At 55.6% G+C, this 18,719-nt stretch carries 17 protein-coding genes and 1 tRNA gene; 5 read left to right on the plus strand and 13 right to left on the minus strand.

Features of this window, described 5'->3' with window-relative positions; all coding sequences use genetic code 11:
• The first annotated feature begins 47 nt into the window (after positions 1-47).
• Complete coding sequence (gene ylqF / locus JAO79_RS12605; protein ID WP_199007613.1) at positions 48-977, plus strand: ribosome biogenesis GTPase YlqF; 930 nt, start codon at positions 48-50, stop codon at positions 975-977.
• Between the two features lie 148 nt (positions 978-1,125).
• Positions 1,126-1,887: a fumarate/nitrate reduction transcriptional regulator Fnr gene (gene fnr / locus JAO79_RS12610; RefSeq protein WP_199007614.1), complete on the plus strand. Its 762-nt coding sequence runs from the start codon at positions 1,126-1,128 to the stop codon at positions 1,885-1,887.
• Between the two features lie 18 nt (positions 1,888-1,905).
• Here the strand turns inward: fnr and JAO79_RS12615 are convergent, their stop codons facing one another.
• Positions 1,906-2,778 (minus strand): sugar nucleotide-binding protein, encoded by an 873-nt coding sequence (locus tag JAO79_RS12615; RefSeq protein ID WP_199007615.1) that lies wholly within the window; start codon positions 2,776-2,778, stop codon positions 1,906-1,908.
• Positions 2,779-2,967: 189 nt separating this feature from the next.
• On the opposite strand from JAO79_RS12615, the gene JAO79_RS12620 reads away from it, so the two are divergent.
• Positions 2,968-3,324, plus strand: coding sequence for a hypothetical protein (locus JAO79_RS12620; protein ID WP_199007616.1), 357 nt, complete (start codon positions 2,968-2,970; stop codon positions 3,322-3,324).
• A gap of 27 nt (positions 3,325-3,351) precedes the next feature.
• Here the strand turns inward: JAO79_RS12620 and alr are convergent, their stop codons facing one another.
• The 8 genes from alr to rnr form a co-directional block, all read right to left on the minus strand.
• Complete coding sequence (gene alr / locus JAO79_RS12625; protein WP_199007617.1) at positions 3,352-4,425, minus strand: alanine racemase; 1,074 nt, start codon at positions 4,423-4,425, stop codon at positions 3,352-3,354.
• The gene (gene dnaB, locus JAO79_RS12630) at positions 4,425-5,831 is read right to left on the minus strand and encodes a replicative DNA helicase (protein ID WP_199007618.1); all 1,407 of its coding nucleotides are present in this window, start codon (positions 5,829-5,831) and stop codon (positions 4,425-4,427) included. Before dnaB ends, alr begins: the two co-directional genes overlap by 1 nt.
• 148 nt (positions 5,832-5,979) lie before the next feature.
• Complete coding sequence (gene rplI / locus JAO79_RS12635; RefSeq protein WP_199007619.1) at positions 5,980-6,426, minus strand: 50S ribosomal protein L9; 447 nt, start codon at positions 6,424-6,426, stop codon at positions 5,980-5,982.
• A 20-nt stretch (positions 6,427-6,446) separates the two neighbouring features.
• Complete coding sequence (locus JAO79_RS12640) at positions 6,447-7,313, minus strand: hypothetical protein (protein ID WP_199007620.1); 867 nt, start codon at positions 7,311-7,313, stop codon at positions 6,447-6,449.
• Positions 7,314-7,338: 25 nt separating this feature from the next.
• Complete coding sequence (gene rpsR / locus JAO79_RS12645) at positions 7,339-7,569, minus strand: 30S ribosomal protein S18 (protein ID WP_008937282.1); 231 nt, start codon at positions 7,567-7,569, stop codon at positions 7,339-7,341.
• A gap of 24 nt (positions 7,570-7,593) precedes the next feature.
• Positions 7,594-8,010 (minus strand): 30S ribosomal protein S6, encoded by a 417-nt coding sequence (gene rpsF / locus JAO79_RS12650; RefSeq protein ID WP_199007621.1) that lies wholly within the window; start codon positions 8,008-8,010, stop codon positions 7,594-7,596.
• Between the two features lie 242 nt (positions 8,011-8,252).
• On the minus strand, positions 8,253-8,990 hold the full coding sequence (gene rlmB / locus JAO79_RS12655; protein ID WP_199007622.1) for a 23S rRNA (guanosine(2251)-2'-O)-methyltransferase RlmB: 738 nt from the start codon (positions 8,988-8,990) through the stop codon (positions 8,253-8,255).
• 25 nt (positions 8,991-9,015) lie between these two features.
• Positions 9,016-11,466, minus strand: a complete 2,451-nt coding sequence (gene rnr, locus JAO79_RS12660; RefSeq protein ID WP_199007623.1) for a ribonuclease R — start codon at positions 11,464-11,466, stop codon at positions 9,016-9,018.
• A gap of 253 nt (positions 11,467-11,719) precedes the next feature.
• On the opposite strand from rnr, the gene JAO79_RS12665 reads away from it, so the two are divergent.
• Positions 11,720-11,806, plus strand: a tRNA-Leu gene (locus JAO79_RS12665).
• A gap of 139 nt (positions 11,807-11,945) precedes the next feature.
• Here the strand turns inward: JAO79_RS12665 and JAO79_RS12670 are convergent.
• The 4 genes from JAO79_RS12670 to mpl all read right to left on the minus strand — a co-directional run bounded on the left by JAO79_RS12670 (position 11,946) and on the right by mpl (position 17,298).
• Positions 11,946-13,883, minus strand: coding sequence for a hypothetical protein (locus JAO79_RS12670; RefSeq protein WP_199007696.1), 1,938 nt, complete (start codon positions 13,881-13,883; stop codon positions 11,946-11,948).
• A gap of 142 nt (positions 13,884-14,025) precedes the next feature.
• Positions 14,026-15,165, minus strand: a complete 1,140-nt coding sequence (locus JAO79_RS12675; RefSeq protein ID WP_199007624.1) for an acyl-CoA dehydrogenase family protein — start codon at positions 15,163-15,165, stop codon at positions 14,026-14,028.
• 131 nt (positions 15,166-15,296) lie between these two features.
• Positions 15,297-15,911, minus strand: a complete 615-nt coding sequence (locus tag JAO79_RS12680) for a flavin prenyltransferase UbiX (RefSeq protein WP_199007625.1) — start codon at positions 15,909-15,911, stop codon at positions 15,297-15,299.
• Complete coding sequence (mpl, locus tag JAO79_RS12685) at positions 15,904-17,298, minus strand: UDP-N-acetylmuramate:L-alanyl-gamma-D-glutamyl-meso-diaminopimelate ligase (protein ID WP_199007626.1); 1,395 nt, start codon at positions 17,296-17,298, stop codon at positions 15,904-15,906. Before mpl ends, JAO79_RS12680 begins: the two co-directional genes overlap by 8 nt.
• 144 nt (positions 17,299-17,442) lie before the next feature.
• Between mpl and JAO79_RS12690 the strand changes: the two genes are divergently transcribed.
• Positions 17,443-18,705: a 6-phosphofructokinase gene (locus tag JAO79_RS12690; protein WP_199007627.1), complete on the plus strand. Its 1,263-nt coding sequence runs from the start codon at positions 17,443-17,445 to the stop codon at positions 18,703-18,705.
• The last annotated feature ends 14 nt before the right edge of the window (positions 18,706-18,719 follow it).

The raw sequence follows: 18,719 nt of genomic DNA on the forward strand, positions 1-18,719 counted from the left end.
ATTCCACTGCATAATGGCGGCTTTACCCACCATACGGAGCAGACATCATGGCCATTAACTGGTTTCCCGGGCATATGCACAAGGCCCGCAAGGAGATCAAAAAAGTCATGCCCCAGATGGACCTCATCATCGAGGTGGTTGACGCACGACTCCCCTTCAGCAGCGAAAACCCGCTGGTGCCATCGTTGCGTGGCGATACGCCTCTGATCAAAGTGCTGAACAAGCGGGACCTGGCGGATCCGGAAATCACCGATCAATGGCTGGAATGGATTGAACAGGAACGAGGGGTACGCGCTATCACCCTGACTCATAACCAGCGCCAGGAAGCCTTGAACATTCTCAAGCTCGCCGAGGAAATGACCCCGAACCACGACCGCCAGAAAAGCGCGTTGCGAGTGATGATTCTGGGCATTCCAAACGTTGGCAAGTCCACCTTGATTAATACTTTAGCGGGCCGACCCGCAGCGAAAACCGGTAACGAACCAGCAGTAACACGTGCCCAACAAGCCATCAAACTCCCGGACAACGTTCTGCTGTACGACACGCCTGGTTTTCTCTGGCCTAAATTGTCGCCCGAGCAGTGTGGCTACCGCCTTGCCGTTAGTGGCGCCATTCGCAGCGCTGTGCTGGATTTTGAAGACGTTGCCGTGTTTGAGGCGGACTATCTGGTAAGTGCTTACCCTGAGCTGGCTATGTCCCGATACGGCCTTGATCAACGCCCTCAAGACGGCCTGGCGTTAATGGATGCCATTGCAGCCAAACGGCGCTTCCTGGGCCGCGGCGGTGTCCCTGATCTACACAAGGTTTCCGAGGTACTCATCAACGAGTTCCGAGCCGGCACCATTGGTAGGATTTCTCTGGAAACCCCCGCCATGGTCGAGAAAGAATTAGCGGAAGCCCGGGCTTTAGCCGAGGCCGAAGCCGCGGCCAAAGAAACCCAGGAGAAGAAACGCAAACAGAAAGGGCGCAAGCAATAACCTTTCAGAATTACGCACAAATACAGCTAGCTAGAACATTCAGTATAAAGCTATCTTCTTTTGATATACTTGCTTGGCGCTCAACAACCCGCCGTTACCGGTATCGGCGGGCTGTTTGTTTACATCCTTTATTTCAGGTCTGTTGGTTATGGCTAAGGCAATTCCTCTTCGCTCCGTTTCACCGCTCAAGGCCTCGTGCAACCAATGCAGCCTGAGCAATCTTTGCCTGCCACTGGCTGTCGAGGAAAACGATCTGGATAGCCTGGAGGATATTGTTCAGCAGGGTAGAATCTACAACCGCGGCGAGCACGTTTTCGACCAAAGCACACCGGTCAAATCCTGCTTTGCGGTGAAAAGCGGCTCGATCAAAACCTCTATCATCACAGAGAGCGGCGAAGAACAGGTGACAGGCTTTTTCATGCCGGGAGAGCTCGTCGGTCTGGATAGTCTGGGCAGCGATCAGTACGCCTGTACAGCCAAAGCCCTCGAGCGTACCAGCTTGTGTGAGTTCCCCATGGATAAGCTGGAAGAGCTGACCCTCAAATTGCCTGAGCTCCAGCACCACATGTACCAATTGATGAGCAAGGAAATCCAGAGCAGCCATCAGCTCGCCCTGCTGCTCAGCAAAAATACCGCGGAAGAGCGAATCGCGGCACTGTTGCTGTCGCTATCCAGCCGATTCCGCCGTCGCCGGATGTCAGGCACGACTTTCACTTTGCCCATGCCCCGTAACGACATTGCCAATTTTCTGGGGCTCGCGGTGGAAACCGTCAGTCGCGTGTTCACGCGCTTCCAAAGCCAGGGCATCTTACGTGCGAAAGGGCGAGAGGTTGAACTTCTAGACGTAGAAGCTTTGCAGACTGTGACTCACGAAGTCAGCAAACAAGCCTGCCGTTCATCACAGGCCTGAACGCCATACGAGCCTAGCTTATTGAGCGGGCTCGTTTTCGTTTTTTTCAGCGGCGGTCGCCATCAGAAACTCTTCTTCCAGCCAACGCCGCCACGGCAATTGTTTTATGCCAAAGGTGTTGCGTATCTTGGTGCACACCATGGTTGTGTTCATCGGTTCAAGGTGTCCCCAGTCCGGGTTTTCATCCACAACCCGAATGCCCTCAGGAATACCCGGCATGTCTGCGATTGACAACCCGAGTTCGTACAAGGATATCTCCTCGGCGCCCGCATATTGGTAAGTGCCCCAGGCTTCCGCACCGCAATCCAGCTGCATAATGATGGCGGCCATTACCCTCGCCAGATCTTTCACCGCCACCGGTTGCCCATAACAGCGGCCCGGCAATGGCAGCGCATCGGCATTGGCACTGTTTTCATACACTTTCTTCGCAATCCGGGCCAGACTCCACCCGGTTCGCAAAATAATATGCCGGGGCAACTGGCTGCGTAACGCCTGTTCGCACTCCCATTGCCAACGCCCTAACTCATTGATGGGCTGGCCGGGATTGGAGGCGATATAAGCATCTTGTTTGCGGCCATCGAATACATAGCACGACGACAACTGAAGCATGGCCATGCCACGATCCAGGGCATGGCCTGCGAGAGCCAGCGGCAAGGAGAATGCCGCCTCATGAGTTGCTTCACGCTCGGCTTCTGCCTTCTCGGGGTCACCCAGCCACAACGCGTTCACGATTAAATCGGTGTCGTTCGGAATCCAGCTTGCCAGCGCATGCAGGTCAACCCGGGCAGGATCGCTGATCAGCAGAGGACTGACCCGAAGGTGCGAGTTTTTCAGGCGATCAAGAAGCACCCGGCCTAATGGGCCGTAATCGTGAACAACTAAGACATGCACGGGAATCCACTACCTCCGAATTTCGCTGATATGACAGGTTAATCCACGTTAGGGCCAATGGCCTTAGCGGCGGTTTTACTGCACCATTCATCGTATCGTATAACAACTGACTTATTGTCAGTTTGAACCACGCTCTGCGCAGCAACGCCCTTGCGCCGGAACCATGAGCATACAACACCAGGACTGATCATGCTGAAACAACAAAGCCACATTGTTGCCCCCATCCCGGATGAACTCCGCACCCGTGCTCTATATACGGTTAGCGAGTTGAAAGCTCGCGGGAAAGCCGATAAGGAAGCCATCGACAAGCTGTACAACCTGATTGTCGACCTGACCGAAAACGGCCTTGATTTCTTTTTTCTGGAACCGCTACGGCGCCTGAATGCCGGCAACATGACCATGAGTATGGCCAAAATGGGCATCAGCAGCATGCTTAAAGGCAGCAAAATGGTGGTTCATAAAGTCCTTAAAAAGCTGAACGACCGCAGTCTGGCATCCATCCTGGATTTTATCGAAGAAATCATTCACGAGCCGGAAGCCCAGTAATTTCGGCCAACACAACCGGGCTGCCGTTTACCGGCGGACCCGGGGCACCCTCGCCGTCACCCCGGTCAGCAGTTCGTATCCGATGGTATTAGCACACGCAGCCACCTCATCCACGCTGACGGTCTTCCCCCACAACTCCACCATGTCGCCTTCCTGAGCCTCTGGAACACCCGTTAAATCAACGGCCAACATATCCATTGAAACCCGGCCTAGCAGGCCTATACGCTGCCCTCGAACGGCTGCGGGCGTGCCGGTACCGGCGTGGCGGGGATACCCATCGCCATACCCGATCGCGACCATTCCCATGCGAGTTTCGGATTCGGCCACCCAGGTTGAACCGTACCCGATGGACTCTCCGGGCTGTACAATCCGTGTCGTGATTAAGGGCGCCTCAAGTGTCATCACCGGCTTGAGCCCCAAGTCCGCGCCAGTTCTGCCGATCATGGGAGAGGCACCGTAAAGCATAATGCCGGGTCTGCTCCAGTCATACAGCGGCTGATCAGGCAGGAAGTGTGCAGCGGAGTTGCCTACGCTTCGCATCAAGGAAGGCCAGGCCTTTGTGGCTTGCTCGAAACTCCGGGTCTGCTCTTGAGTCATGGGGCTCGAGGTGTCGTCTGCGCAGGCAAAATGAGTAACGAAACCCTGAAGCTCATGGTGCAGCCCGGACTGCTCAAGCTTCGCCATAACCGCAGGCAACTCGGCCGGCCTGAAACCTAACCTGTTCATGCCCGTATTCACTTTCAGCCAATACGCCGGAGCGCGGTCAGCGGCCAGCCATTCCAGTTGCAGATTGTTGTGCAGCACCGGTTCGAAGCCCTGCTGCGAACACAGCACCATATCCTCGCAACTGTGAACGCCTTGTAGCATCACCACCGACTGGTTCAAACCCGCCGACCGTATTTCAAGCGCTTCTTCCAGACAAGCCACTGCAAATTTTCGGGCATCGGTGGCCAACGCCTTGGCAACAGTTTGTATGCCATGGCCGTAACCATCGGCCTTGACCACAGCCATCGCCTGGGCCGAGCCTGCTTTGGCCCGGGCCACTTGATAGTTGTACTTCAAAGCATCCAGATCAATTCTGGCAACAGTTGCGCGAGGCATTAATAGTCACCACCGTAATCACCGTAATCCCCGTGCGCCAAGTCTTCGAACTTGGTGTACTTACCAATAAAGGCCAGGCGGATGGTGCCGATCGGCCCGTTCCGCTGCTTACCGATAATAATTTCGGCGATGCCTTTGTCCTGAGTGTCTTCGTTATAAACCTCATCCCGATACACGAACATGATCACGTCGGCGTCCTGCTCGATCGCACCGGATTCCCGGAGGTCGGAGTTTACAGGGCGTTTGTTGGGACGCTGCTCAAGACTACGGTTCAGCTGGGACAGCGCCACCACCGGGCAACTCAGTTCCTTGGCGATACCTTTCAACGATCGCGAAATCTCGGAGATTTCTGCCGTTCGCCCTTCGGTGTTACCGGGCACCCGCATCAACTGCAGGTAATCCACCATGATCAGACCGATTTTTCCGCCATTTTCCCGAGCAACCCGACGTGCTCGTGACCGCATTTCTGTGGGGCTCAGCCCAGGCGTGTCATCGATATACAGCGGCTTGTCTTTCAGCAAGCTGACCGCCGATGTCAGGCGCGGCCAGTCATCCTCCTCAAGCTTACCGCCACGCACTTTCGTCTGGTCAATACGGCCGAGTGACGACAACATACGCATGGCGAGCGCGTCCGCGGGCATCTCCATACTGAACACCAGGATCGGGGTGCCGGTACTGATCAACGCGTTTTCCACGATGTTCATGGCAAAGGTGGTTTTACCCATCGACGGACGACCAGCCACGATAATCAAATCGGCCGGCTGCATACCGGAGGTCTGGTCATCCAGATCACGAAAACCGGTGGTCAATCCGGTGGTCTGCTCACCCGACTCGAACAGTTCCTCGATGCGGCTAAGGGTGGTGGCCAGTATCGGATTGATGGCTTTAGGGCCAGAACCTTCTTTGGTGCGCGCCTCAGCAATCTGAAAGACGCTGCGCTCGGCCTCGTCGAGTATTTCGCTACTTTTTCGACCCAACGGATTAAACGCCGAATCGGAAATCTTTCCAGACACTTCAACCAGCTGACGCAAGACGGACCGCTCGCGCACGATGTCAGCATAGGCCGCAATATTCGCAGCACCCGGAGTTTTCTCGGCCAACTCTGCCAGGTATGAAAGACCACCTGCGTCTTCAATATCCCCGGCCCGTTCGAGGTATTCAGCCAAGGTGACCACATCCAGCGGCTCACTTTCGCTGGCCAGCCGCTCCACGGCACCGAAAATCAGGCGGTGATCCTGACGGTAGAAATCGGCCGCCGAGATCATTTCTGAGATTTCGTCGAACCGTCGATTATCCAGCATCAGGCCACCCAATACGGCCTGTTCGGCTTCCACCGAATGGGGCGGAACTTTAATACGACTGGTTTCTGAATCAATAGATGCAGGTTTGGGAGAAGGAGTTGCCATAGACACCAGACACGTAAGGAATGAAAACAGACCTACAAGAATACCAGAAACAAACAAGCCCGAAACCGTTTCCGGTTCGGGCTTGTTGTAGACCGCTGAGAACGAGCGCTTCAGCGGTCGCTGAACTTACCAGCTGTGGTGAAACCGATTACTCGGCAACAACCGCCAGCTTGATGGTAACTTCAACGTCTGAGTGCAGCTGCAGCTCGATGTCGTACTCGCCAGTTGTCCGCAGAGGACCTTCTGGCAGACGAACTTCGCTCTTCTCAACTTCAGTGCCGCCAGCAGAAACAACTTCTGCGATGTCGCGAACACCGATAGAGCCGAACAGCTTACCTTCGTCACCAGCCTTGGAGGTGATGGTGAAGGATGCGCCTTCCAGAGCTTCTGCACGGGACTGGGCAGCAGACAGCTTTTCAGCAGCGGCTTTTTCCAGCTCAGCGCGACGCTCTTCAAACGCCTTTACGTTTGCTTCCGTGGCAGGCACAGCCTTGCCATACGGCAGCAGGAAATTACGACCGTAACCGGCCTTAACATTTACCTTGTCGCCCAAAGTGCCAAGGTTTGCAACTTTCTCGAGCAGAATAACTTCCATCTCGTTAACCTCTTCGTGCTTTATTCAGCCGGTCCGGTTGGCGCGATGCGCTCCCGAATATCCAGCCAGCTATCCACAAAAGCCAGAACCAACAACAGCATCACTAGATTCAGACCCAACAGCCCCAACACAATGTAAAACGCGAGCAACGCCTGACCGCCCCACTGCTTACGACCAACCACACCGTGCACCAGAGCCAAACCTGCCACCAGAAGTGGCGTGCCTGCAGCCCAGGCCAACAGTACCGGATTCAGCCCCAATAAAGAGCCCGACATCATGGTTACAACGCATACCACCGCGATGGCCGGCGACAACCTGACCGCATGGAACTCGCGCCGGAAACCACCGGGGTTATCCAGCCCTGCCTGCCAGGATCTCGCCAACATGGCCATGGCAATCGCTATCGCGAGAGCCGAGCCCGCCATACTGGCGCTCATCGCGCTTCGGATGATTCGCTCCAGGTCGCCGCCCAGAGCCTGAACCACTTCAGCGTTGTATTGGTCGTAAAACTCGACACCGATTCGAACAAGTTCGTTTAACAGTGCCGGATACATGACCGGCAACATAAGGCCTGTCAGTATCGTCAGAAAGGCGCCGGATAACAGCGCGTTTTCCCAGGACAGCGATGCCCGGAAGACCGATGCAATCAGCATCGTTTGCAGCAGCACAATCAGCGCTGTCGGGTTCTGGCCGTATACGGCCCACCCCAATGCGGGCAAAACTGCCCAGAGGCCAATGGTGAGCCCCTGCCGAATTCCTTGTCGCATAATGACAAGGGCCGTAACTGCTGCGCCTATCCAGAACAACAAAGGAACAATAGTCGTTACTACTGCAACTCCGCCGGCCTGCATGGGACCGCGCATTACATACTGTGCCAGTGCACGCATGGTCCCGGGTCCTGTCTATCTGTGCTTAGTGGTCGTGACTGTCCGTATACGGCAGCAGTGCCAGGTAGCGGGCACGCTTGATAGCGGTAGCCAGCTGACGCTGATAACGTGCTTTGGTGCCGGTGATACGGCTGGGCACGATTTTGCCGGTTTCAGTGATGTAGCCTTTCAGGGTGTCCAGATCCTTGTAATCGATCTCTTTAACACCTTCTGCCGTGAAGCGGCAGAACTTACGACGTCTGAAAAAACGAGCCATAACTTAACTCCTAACTCCGGTGAATTACTCTTCTTCGCCTTTGGACTCAGTGCTCTGGCTTTCGCCAGACTCAGCCGAACGGCGTGGACGATCATCTCCGCCGGAACGACGGTCCTCACGGGACTCAGCGGCTTTCATCGGAGACAGGTCAGTAACAGCCTCGTCGCGACGCAGGATCAGCTCACGGATGATCGCATCGTTGAAGCGGAAGTTATGAGTCAGCTCGTCCATCGCAGCCTGTGAACATTCAACGTTCATCAGCACGTAGTGAGCTTTGTGAATCTTGTTGATCGGGTATGCCAGGTGACGACGGCCCCAATCTTCCAGGCGATGTACCTGACCGCCATCTTCAGTGATGAGGCCGGTATAACGCTCGATCATTGCGGGCACTTGCTCGCTCTGATCCGGATGTACCATAAATACGATTTCGTAGTGACGCATGAGTTCTCCCTACGGGTTAAACAGCTTTCGACCCCGGATGGTCCTTTCGGAACCGCTCCAAAGCACGGAAAGCAAGGAGGTGACAGCTAAGCTGCCGGTTTCTTTTTGCTTTATAAACAGGGCTCTGTATAAAACCGCCTGATCAAAAGCGAGATTTTGATCCCCTGAATTCAGGCAATACAAAACCACCCCTTCTAAAAGGGGTGACGTATTCTATGCCTACAAGGGGTATCGTGCAAGGATTAACCGGTTCGTTGACGCAAGGCTTCGTACAGACAAACCCCGGTTGCTACCGAAACGTTCAGACTATCAACGTGGCCGAGCATCGGGATATTGACCAACTGATCGCAGTGCTCGCGAGTCAGGCGGCGCATACCCTTACCTTCGGCCCCCATGACCAACGCCACAGGCCCTTTAAAGTCCGCCTGAAACAGGTTGGCGTCAGACTCACCCGCGGTGCCAATGAGCCAAACACCCTGATCTTTCAACTCGCGCAGAAAGCGAGCTAAATTGGTCACCCGAACAAACGGCACGGTTTCAGCGGCGCCACAGGCAACCTTTCGAGCCACCGGTGTCAAACTTGCCGACTTGTCTTTCGGCACGATGACAGCCTGAACCCCAACGGCATCAGCGGTACGCATGCACGCACCCAAATTGTGGGGGTCGGTCACGCCATCCAGCACCAGCAGAAACGGCGGCTTGTTGCTCGACGCCAATTGCGCCAGCAAATCCGCTTCAGTCCACTCGCGACTCTCCGCGACTTCGGCCACCACACCTTGATGCACGCCAGAAACACGCTCGTCCAGCTCGCGGCGATGCACAACACTCCAGCGCACCCCCAAACCGTCCAGCGCCTCGGTTACCGATTTCACGCGCTTGTCCTGCCGTCCGGTTTGAATCCACACGCGCAGCAAACGCTCCGGCTCCCGCTTCAGTACGGCATCCACGGCATGCCAGCCAAATACATATTCCTGAGACACTAGCGATCAATTCCTGTGTTACTGGTTACTTGCGGCTTTTACGTTTTTTACCGGCAGGGGCCGTCTTGCCTTTTGCGCCCTTCTTCGAGGCTTCGCGCGCCGCCTCTCTGGCCAGACGCTCTTTCGCACTGGCCGGCTTTCCGGATTTGCCGCGCTTTCCGCCTTTATCGGCCCGATCACCTTTACCCCGCGGTTCACGCTTGGCAACATCCAGCGCGTCCCGGTCCGCGGTACGTTTTTGCGGTTTGCTGGTCAGTTCCAGATCAATCTTGCGATCTTCCAGACCAACCCGCACCACCTTCACCTTCACCTCATCGCCCAAGCGGAAACTAACGGCGGTACGCTCTCCAATCAACCGATGCTTGGCAGCATCGTGATGAAAGTAATCGCCGCTGAGCGTCGAGACATGCACGAGTCCTTCGATATAGATATCGGCCAGCTCTACAAAGAAGCCAAACGGCACCACCGCCGAAATCACCCCTTCGTATTCCTCGCCCACGTGGTCTTTCAGGAATTCACACTTGAGCCAGGCCATCACGTCTCGTGTGGCATCGTCTGCGCGGCGCTCCGTCATCGAGCAGTGCTCGCCCAGCTGCTCCACTTTGGCGTAATCGTAGGGGTAAGCCGCTAACTCGGCATCCAGCTCTTGTGGCGCCACCACATCCTTCTGTACTTCCGGGTTATGAATGCAGGACTTGATAGCCCGATGCACCACCAAGTCCGGGTATCGACGGATAGGCGACGTAAAGTGCGCGTAGCTGGCAAAACCCAGACCGAAGTGGCCGCTTTCTTCAGGGCTATACACCGCCTGGCTCAACGAGCGCAGCATTACGGTCTGGATTACATGGGCATCAGAGCGGTCCGCAACTTCAGACAGCAACTGCTGATAATCCGCCGATGTTGGCCGATCACCACCACCTAACTGCAGCCCCAGCTCACTCAGGAACAGGCGCAATTTCGCCAACCGCTCCTCGGAAGGGCCATCATGCACCCGATACAGCGCCGGCATTTTGTGCTTTTTCAGGAACCGCGCGGTAGCTACGTTCGCACACAACATGCACTCTTCGACAATCTTGTGAGCATCGTTTCGATGCACCGGAACAATCTCTTCGATTTTGCGCTGCGCATCGAAAACGATCTTGGTTTCGGTGGTTTCGAAATCAATGGCGCCGCGCTCGGTCCGCGCTTTCCGCAGCAGCTTATAAAGCTCGTACAGATTGTGGAGATGAGGCAACAAGTCGGCATAGTGCGCACTGAGCTGATACCCCTGCTCAGTATCCGGGTGCTCGAGCATGGTACTGACCTTGTTATAAGTCAGTCGTGCATGGCTGCGCATAACCGCTTGATAGAAGGTGTAGCCACTGATGTTACCAGCCGCACTGATGGTCATATCGGCCACCATACACAGGCGATCGACACCCGGATTCAGCGAACACAGGCCGTTCGACAGCTTCTCCGGCAACATCGGCACCACGTGATCCGGAAAATACACCGAGTTACCACGCTCAAACGCTTCTTCATCGAGCGGGGATCCGGCACGCACATAGTGCGACACATCGGCAATCGCTACAACCAAACGATATCCACCCCGTGGACGCGGCTCACAGTAGATCGCATCATCGAAATCGCGCGCTGATTCATCATCGATGGTGACCAGCCGCATGTTTCGAATATCAACGCGATTGGCTTTGTCTTTCTCTTCCACTTCCGCAGGGATCGCTGCGGTTTGCTCGCCCACAGCTTCCGACCAACTGTGCGGAATCTCATAAGAGCGGATGGCGACATCGATTTCCATGCCCGGCGCCATGTGCTCGCCCAGCACTTCAACGACCCGCCCGGTGGGCTGGGTTCGAATGGTTGGCTGACGCAAGATTTCAACGACCACATACTGGCCGTGCACGGCAGCGCCAACATTTTCGTCCGGCACTAAAATTTCGTGATTAATGCGCGCATTTTCAGGAACAACGAACGCAATGCCGCTCTCTCTAAAGAAACGCCCCACGGTCTGTTCCGTCCGGTGTTCCAACACCTCAACGATCACACCTTCACGGCGACCACGATCATCAACACGATCCACTCGTGCTGCCACTCGATCACCATGGAAAACCTGGCGCATCTGGCGGGCGGTCAAAAACAGATCGGAACTGCCATCATCGGGAATCAAAAAACCAAACCCGTCGCGGTGCCCAGAGATCTTGCCGGTAACCAATGCCGCCTCTTCGATAGGCAAAAACGCATTCCGGCGATTACAGATCAACTGACCGTCACGACACATGGCAATCAAGCGCCGGCGCAGCGCCTCTATGCCTTCTTCCGTCGCCTGCCCCAACTCCTGACACAGGGTCTCGTGGGTGGCTGGGGCGCCACGCTCCTTCAGGTGATTGAGGATAAACTCCCGGCTTTGGATGGGGTTCTCGTATTTCTGGGCCTCACGATCCGCGTGAGGATCCCGTGTATTTTTTTTCTTGGAAACCATTCGGGTCCTTGTTATTCAGGCCGCAATCACTGCGGCAAAATTCATTAACTCACACAGTATAACGTTGGCATCTTAAACCTGCATGACAAGGGGGGCATTAATAGGCACAAATACCGTGAAAACTTTTTTCACTAAAACGTTTGACAGACCATAAAGGAATTATTAAAGTACGCGCCATCGGTTGAGGGGCACCCTTCAACTCTGGCAGGAACGCCCACTCTTAAAGAGCTCAAGGCGTTACTGCAAATCACCTGCCGAGGTGGTGAAATTGGTAGACACGCTAGCTTCAGGTGCTAGTGGGGGCAACCCCGTGGAGGTTCAAGTCCTCTCCTCGGCACCATTTCCTCCCCCAGGAAATGGCCTACAGAAAAAACTCTTCGTCGATTACCAAACAAGCCAATACGCTTGACCGTCTTCGTGTCTGCAAAAAAGCGGCAGCCCTGTGGACATACCGCTTGTTGTACTACCCGAACCTCAAGCTATTCGGAAACTTCTCCCCCCAGCCCTTGAATCAAATAATCTGCAAGAGTTTTATACACATAGCTCAGTTGTGCGAATGCAACTCCGGCCCTTTCCTGGACCGGCACCCCGCATGTCGAGGCCGCACCGGCACGCCTCAGTTCGGCCTGATGAATGTAGTTTACAGTTTCAGCAGTTACATCATCGTGGCCCAAAGCCGGATAGGATAAATGCCACTGGAACGCGCCATCCACAGAATCTACCCGGGCAAGACTTGCAGCGGCCGAGTTTTGCACAGGGTATTTGAGGAGCCGCTGCACCTGCAGCTCATCCGGTGATTCGTCTGAACTGCTGTAGCGGCGGTCATCGTACTCATAAATACGATCGTACTCGTTTGCCTCCTCAGAAAGAGTCGCTCCGAACAGCCGGGTGACATAAGCATTTTCCGGGACAACCGGCTCATCGTCGCTACGGGCCGGGTCGCAGACATCACCGGCTGCAGCAGCTTTAAAGATCACCGAGCGCTCTACAAACTCACCACTTTCAATGCGGTATCCACTGACCTGACTGTCACCCTTCAATTCGGCCGGAGAATTCTCGACAACCAGCGAGATTACCTTGTCTGGTTGCCCTGAAACAGTTTCAACAACGGCGCTCCCGTCTGTCCAGCTCCATTCTATTTCAGCGCTTCCATCCAGTTCCGTGCTGTCTGGTTCAATGCCCCGGGTAACCTTATGGCACAGGGTGACGGTGTCAAAGTATGCACGTTTATTTGGCCAATCGAATACGATGCGTTCGTGAACACCACCCTGTTCGTAAAGTTCCTGACCTTGATCAGACAAGGCCGCTGCGGGCAACCACTGTGTATTCAGCGCCGCCATGTCGCCATCTACTTTCACCAGCCGCATCACCTCCGGCAACGAAGGCTCCATGCAACCCCGGCTGGAAACCGACAACAGCTGCCCACCTTCGGAGTAGTCGAACACCAGCTCGGCTGAGAGGCTCAGATCTCTCGCGGGCAACGTACTGGAGCGATCAGAGTGCGCGGCAATAGTGACGCCGGTTAAAAGCACTGGGTTACTCAGCTCGATGGGAACAACCGGTAAACCCACTGCGCCGGCATCCACATTGGCATAATTGCCCCCGGTTGCCGCGGCATCCACCAGCTGCATCACCTCTGCGGCATTCTGAACCAACGAAATCCCGAGCAACTTCACCGACTCCGATGACAAGAAACGCTCTGTACCATCACCGCTACGTTCCGCCAGCAGCGCGTTGTAGTCATCCGGAATCTGGCTGGCCATAAAGCGGGCCAGAGCTCGGGCGTAGGCATGCGCCCGGTCATCGCTGGAGAGCACATAATCTTTCAACAAGTTCAGCCCGCCCAGATCGGCATAGCGCTCTGGCGAAACAGTACCAAGCTCTGGGCTAATGGAATTCCCAACGACTGCGCGGTAGCGGGCCAGTGTGGTCAGCGGGGTTACGTTGGTCACGCCGGGGCTGGCGGACATCAGGTAAGCCCGGGCCACTGCAACCTCACCGTTACGGGTTTCTTCCAGCGTTTTACCGGGCAACGCCAGCGCAAACAGGGGGTAATCCCTGGGATCTAAATCCTTGCCCAGAGTATCCGGAACATCAAACTCAGTGATGTCGAGCTCAAAACGCCCGCCAGCAACGGTCATGGCCGTAGGCTCGCCGTTGGCCAGCGTGTACGTCTCACCGCTCGCCAACGAAACCTCGAGCGGGCCCTTGCTGTATTGCCCATCGCCATCCAGATCCAGCCACACGCGAGCGTTTCGCAGGTAGCCGTCAATAACCCGCCCCGAATACGGTGTCGGCTTGCTGTAACTCACACCATCAAAATCACGGCCATCTACCGGCAGCTGGTCGGACTCTTCACCACATCCGGCGAGCATCAACGTCAACAGGGGAACGGAAAGACTGAGCAAGCGTTTCATCACGGCAACCATTTATCCTTGTTAGAAGGTTGTGCCGTTACTGTAGGGAATACCGAAGCAGGAGACCTTGACCGGCTTGGCAAATTGTAAAGTTTGGTAAACGACAGACCTGATTACTCAAAGCCTGTCGTCAGGAGGAATATTAGAACGAGCGGGCGACGATTTCTTTCATGATTTCGTTGGTGCCGGCATAGATCCGCTGTACACGTGAGTCGGCCCAGGCGCGAGCAATCGGGTACTCCCACATATAACCGTAACCACCGTGCAGCTGCACGCACTCGTCCATGACTTTGCACTGCAGGTCAGTGGTGTGCTGTTTGAGCATGGCCGCCGTTGGAATGTCCAACTTCTTCTCCAGGTGCAGCTCCAGGCAGCGATCCGTGAACACGCGAGCAGCCGTGATCTCCGCTTTTAGTTCCGCCAGTTTGAAACGGGTATTCTGGAACGCCACCACCGGTTTACCAAACGCTTTCCGCTCTTTCACGTAATCCAGAGTCCACTGCCAAGCGGCTTCCGAAGCCGCCACCGCCGTGAGCGCCACTTGCAGTCGCTCTGCCGGCAACTCGCTCATCAACTGAACAAAACCGTGCCCCTCGCGACCACCCAACAGATTGCCTGCTGGCACTTTTACGTCCTGAAAGAAAAGCTCCGAGGTGTCCTGCGCCTTCATTCCAACCTTGTTCAGGTTCTGCCCCTTCTCGAACCCCTCAGAAGCAGACTCAACAATGAACAGGCTGGTGCCTTTAGCGCCTTCTTTGGGATCGGTTTTCGCAACCACGACAACCAAATCCGCTAACTGACCATTGGTAATGAAGGTTTTGGAACCGTTCAGAAGATAGTGATCGCCATCTTGGATGGCCGTGGTTTTCACGCCCTGCAAGTCGGAACCGGCACCCGGCTCGGTCATCGCAATCGCGCCTACCATTTCCCCGGAAGCCAGCTTGGGCAGGTAATGGGCTTTTTGTTCTTCAGTGCCGTAATTATAGATATAAGGGGCGACGATATCCGAGTGAAGGCTCCAGCCGATGCCTGTCAAACCGCCTCTGGCCACTTCTTCCATGACCACAGCGGAATAGCGGAAATCTGCTCCGACTCCGCCGTATTCTTCGGGCAAAGTCGGGCAAAGGAAGCCCAGTTCACCGGCCTTGTGCCAGATTTCGCGGCTGACTTGGCCGTCTTTTTCCCATTGCTCGTGATGAGGCGCCGCCTCTTGTTCGAGAAACTTACGAACGGAATCCCGAAAACCTTCAAGATCGGCATCAAACAGAGTACGTGGAATCATGGCAGAACCTCGTGTGTCGAGTGGCTTGTTATTGTCTTCAACCAGTCTGTGACGAGGGCGCCGCGCACTCAATGGTGAAAACCATCAATCGCTTTGGCCAAAACCAACGCTGGCCGTGCCGAAGCTGCGAGTTATTTTTCACCCCAGCGCGGGACCAGAGTTTGCGGAAAGCCCAGATGGTCCAGAATCCGCGCCACCATGAAGTCCACCAAATCATCAATCGATTGCGGTTTGTGATAAAACCCGGGGCTCGCCGGCATGATGACGGCACCCATGCGGGTAAGCTTGAGCATATTATCGAGGTGCACTTCTGAATAGGGGGATTCCCGCAGCACCAAAATCAGCGGCCGACGCTCTTTCAGCGCCACATCACCTGCGCGTTCAATGAGGTTATTGCTGGCACCGGTGGCCAGCGCCGAGAGCGTGCCGGTACTGCAGGGACAAATCACCAGCGGAGCTTTTTCGCCCGACCCGGACGCAGGGGCTGAAAACCAGTCTTCACGGCCAAACACCTGAATCTGGCCCTCGTCGGCACCGGCGTATGCGGTAAACGAGTCGGCCATAGCAGGCGGCGAGCCCGGCAGGCGGAAGTCGGTTTCAGTGGCAATCACCACCTGCGCTGCGCGGCTGACCATCACGTTCACCCGGCAACCATTGGCCACCAGGCACTGAATCAATCGCAGCGCATACTGGGCGCCAGAAGCACCGGTGATAGCAAGATTAACGACCTGAGGTGCCTCAGCCACGCACTTTCTCCAATTCGGCGACCAGTTTGCGGTGAATACCACCAAAACCACCGTTGCTCATGATGACAATGTGGCAGGTTTCCGGCAGTTGTTCCAATGCTCGGGCGATCAGCGTCTCGACGGAATTCTCAACGCTGTGATGATCCAGCTCGCCGTGTTCTGCCCGCCAGCTTTCGACCAGCTCCGGCAACCAATCCATATCGCTGAGGTTACCCCACAACACACGGTCTGCTGCGGCGGCACTGGGGATCAGGGTTTGCTGGTGCACACCCTGCTTCATGGTGTTGGAACGCGGTTCGATGATCGCCAGAATGGGTTCGTCGCCTACCTGATTCCGCAGCCCTTCCAGGGTCAGGGCAATGGCAGTGGGATGATGGGCAAAGTCATCGTATACGGTCACGCCACCAACCTCCCCCACTCGTTCCATGCGGCGTTTTACGCCGGAGAACCGGCACAGGGCGGCCACTGCATGATCCGGCGTCACGCCCACATGGCGCGCAGCGGCAATGGCCGAGAGCGCGTTACGAACGTTGTGTTGACCGGTCAGATTCCACTTCAATACCGCCACCGGCTGCTCATGGTGAATCACCATAAACTGGCTGCCGTCTTCCCGTAGGAGTTCCGCGCGCCAGTCGGTGGTACGGGATATTTCGCTACCAATGGCGGTGTCCTGAACCGGGCTCCAGCACCCCATGTCCAACGCACGATCTAAATGCTGATCAACAGCGGGGCGAATGATCAGTCCTTGCGACGGCACTGTTCGCACCACATGGTGGAATTGACGCTCTATCGCTTCAACGCTGTCGAAAATATCCGCGTGATCGTATTCCAGATTGTTCAGGATCAAGGTATTCGGGCGGTAATGAATAAACTTGGAGCGTTTGTCGAAAAACGCGCTGTCGTATTCATCGGCTTCGATGACAAAGAAATCACTGGTGCCTAACCGCGCAGACACCGGAAAATCCTGCGGCACACCACCGACCAGATAACCGGCATCGAACCCGGCCTGATCCAGAATCCACAACAGCATCGAGGTGGTGGTGGTTTTGCCATGGGTGCCGGCCACCGCCATCACCCAGCGATGCCTCAGCACTTCCCGAGACAACCATTCGGGGCCAGACATGTAATCAATGCCGCGATTAAGCACGGCTTCTACTTCCACATTACCCCGGGACATGGCGTTGCCGATCAGTACCAAATCTGGCTTCGGCTCCAGATTTTCCACCCGGTAGCCTTCCATCAGCGCTATACCTTGGGCCTCAAGCTGGGTGCTCATGGGGGGATAAACACCTTGGTCGGAACCGGTCACGGTATGACCCAATTCCCGCGCGATCACGGCCAAACTGCCCATGAACGTGCCACAGATGCCCAAAATATGTATATGCATTAGGGTATTGCCTCCGATTTGAATCCTGCCAAGCCTCTACCATACTTTCTGCGGGGTCAAGAGTCGGCATCCCCTCATGAAAAACGACCGAGTTTGGCGTATCATTCGCGCCAACTTTGAACCAGCAGGAGGCTTGAGCCCGCGATGGCCATCAAGAACGCATTTTATGCCCAGTCTGGCGGGGTAACCGCCGTCATTAATGCCAGTGCATGCGGTGTTATTCAAACCGCACGCAAGTACCCGGATCTGATCGGCAAAGTATACGCCGGCCGCAACGGTATCATCGGTGCACTGACCGAAGAACTGATCGATACCAGCCTGGAATCTGATGAAGACATTCAGGCGCTGATCCATACACCGGGCGGTGCGTTCGGCTCTTGCCGCTACAAGCTGAAGAACTTCTCTGAAAACCAGCGTGAATACGAGCGCCTGATCGAAGTTTTCCGCGCTCACGACATCGGCTACTTCTTCTATAACGGCGGTGGTGACTCCCAGGATACCGCTTATAAGGTGTCACAGCTGGCCGACAAAATGGGCTACCCCATTACCTGTATCGGCGTGCCGAAAACGGTCGATAACGACCTGCCGTTCACCGATTGCTGCCCGGGCTTCGGCTCCGTAGGCAAATACATCGCCACCTCAACGCTGGAAGCCAGCCTGGACATCAAGTCCATGTGTGAAACGTCCACCAAGGTGTTCATTCTGGAAGTGATGGGCCGCCACGCTGGCTGGATCGCCGCTGCCGGTGGATTGGCTGGCCAGGAAGAAGGCGAGCCGCCTCACATCATCCTGTTCCCGGAAATCCCGTTCGACCGCGAGAAGTTCCTGGCGCGTGTTGATCAGTGCGTGAAAGACTACGGTTACTGCGTGGTTGTAGCCTCTGAAGGTGCCCAGTACGACGATGGCCGCTTTGTTGCCGATGCCGGCGCTAAAGATGCCTTCGGCCACACCCAGTTGGGCGGTGTCGCTCCGGCTCTGGCGAACATGGTCAGACAAGCTCTGGGCCACAAGTACCACTGGGCCGTTGCTGATTACCTGCAGCGTTCCGCTCGTCACATTGCATCCGCCACAGACGTAGAGCAGGCTTACGCAGTGGGTGAAGCAGCCGTAGAAATGGCTCTCGCTGGCAAGCAGGCCTTGATGCCCACCATCGTGCGCGATCAGGCCAAGCCTTACCGCTGGTCGATCGGCGAAGCCAATCTGAGCGAAGTGGCGAACCAGGAAAAGAAAATGCCCATCCATTACATTACGGATGACGGCTTCGGCATTACCCAGGAATGCCGCGACTACCTGCAGCCGCTGATTGAAGGTGAAAACTTCCCACCGTTCGAAAACGGCCTGCCGAAGGTTGCCAAACTGAAGAATCAGCTGGTTGAGAAAAAGCTGAAGACAGAGTTCAAAATCTGATCAGCAACCCTGAA

It is taken from the genome of Marinobacter litoralis (assembly GCF_016427555.1).
In the GTDB taxonomy this organism is placed as follows: domain Bacteria; phylum Pseudomonadota; class Gammaproteobacteria; order Pseudomonadales; family Oleiphilaceae; genus Marinobacter; species Marinobacter litoralis_A.

What these genes read in the sequence shown, in the direction of transcription:
- ylqF (WP_199007613.1), top strand. Translation starts at nt 48, where the DNA reads ATGGCCATTAACTGGTTTCCCGGGCATATGCACAAGGCCCGCAAGGAG.
- fnr (WP_199007614.1), top strand. Translation starts at nt 1,126, where the DNA reads ATGGCTAAGGCAATTCCTCTTCGCTCCGTTTCACCGCTCAAGGCCTCG.
- JAO79_RS12620 (WP_199007616.1), top strand. Translation starts at nt 2,968, where the DNA reads ATGCTGAAACAACAAAGCCACATTGTTGCCCCCATCCCGGATGAACTC.
- alr (WP_199007617.1), bottom strand. Translation starts at nt 4,425, where the DNA reads ATGCCTCGCGCAACTGTTGCCAGAATTGATCTGGATGCTTTGAAGTAC.
- dnaB (WP_199007618.1), bottom strand. Translation starts at nt 5,831, where the DNA reads ATGGCAACTCCTTCTCCCAAACCTGCATCTATTGATTCAGAAACCAGT.
- rplI (WP_199007619.1), bottom strand. Translation starts at nt 6,426, where the DNA reads ATGGAAGTTATTCTGCTCGAGAAAGTTGCAAACCTTGGCACTTTGGGC.
- JAO79_RS12640 (WP_199007620.1), bottom strand. Translation starts at nt 7,313, where the DNA reads ATGCGTGCACTGGCACAGTATGTAATGCGCGGTCCCATGCAGGCCGGC.
- rpsR (WP_008937282.1), bottom strand. Translation starts at nt 7,569, where the DNA reads ATGGCTCGTTTTTTCAGACGTCGTAAGTTCTGCCGCTTCACGGCAGAA.
- rpsF (WP_199007621.1), bottom strand. Translation starts at nt 8,010, where the DNA reads ATGCGTCACTACGAAATCGTATTTATGGTACATCCGGATCAGAGCGAG.
- rnr (WP_199007623.1), bottom strand. Translation starts at nt 11,466, where the DNA reads ATGGTTTCCAAGAAAAAAAATACACGGGATCCTCACGCGGATCGTGAG.
- JAO79_RS12670 (WP_199007696.1), bottom strand. Translation starts at nt 13,883, where the DNA reads ATGAAACGCTTGCTCAGTCTTTCCGTTCCCCTGTTGACGTTGATGCTC.
- JAO79_RS12675 (WP_199007624.1), bottom strand. Translation starts at nt 15,165, where the DNA reads ATGATTCCACGTACTCTGTTTGATGCCGATCTTGAAGGTTTTCGGGAT.
- mpl (WP_199007626.1), bottom strand. Translation starts at nt 17,298, where the DNA reads ATGCATATACATATTTTGGGCATCTGTGGCACGTTCATGGGCAGTTTG.
- JAO79_RS12690 (WP_199007627.1), top strand. Translation starts at nt 17,443, where the DNA reads ATGGCCATCAAGAACGCATTTTATGCCCAGTCTGGCGGGGTAACCGCC.